Annotated in this window: 1 protein-coding gene; it reads right to left on the bottom strand. The window is 41.7% G+C overall.

Annotated elements, in window-relative coordinates; all coding sequences use genetic code 11:
- Positions 1 to 107 precede the first annotated feature (107 nt).
- On the bottom strand, positions 108 to 604 hold a 497-nt coding region (locus tag ACS8FD_RS22445), incomplete at its 5' end, for a YebC/PmpR family DNA-binding transcriptional regulator (protein WP_439277487.1).

Here is a 604-nt window from a genome sequence, read left to right as displayed (position 1 = left end):
TCATGATAGAAGGTGGCTAAATGCAAAGAAGCCAAACGTTCTACAACGTTTGGCTTCTTTGTGTTAGATATGCCGTCCTAAAGGTAGGTTTAGATGACGAATAAAAACTATTGCTCTAGCTGAGCCATGACATCAGCAGAGAAGTTTACGTTGCTATAAACCTCTTGTACATCATCTATATCTTCTAACATATCAATCATTTTCATGACTTTTTCGGCATCATCGACATTGTCTATTTCAGCAATGGTGGATGGCGACATGGTCACCTCAGCATTGTCAGAGACCAATCCAGCTGCATTAAGGGCATCTTTGACTTGGCCGAAATTGTCTACATCGGTAATAACGAGTAGTGATGTTCCGTCATTTTCAATATCAAGAGCGCCTGCATCTAGTGCAGTGAGCATGACTTCATCTTCTAAGCTTACGTCATCAAAAGTGATTTCACCGCGCTTAGTAAATAAATAAGCAACTGAACCTGAAGTACCCAAATTACCATCGAATTTGGTAAAGGCATGACGTACTTCACTGACGGTACGATTGACATTGTCAGTCATCGTCTCGACCAATACAGCGACACCGCCCACACCATAGCCTTCATAGCTAA

The organism is Psychrobacter sp. 1U2, assembly GCF_051847575.1.
The sequence above is the reverse complement of the archived record's forward strand: the minus strand, read 5'-3'. Positions and strand labels throughout refer to the sequence as shown.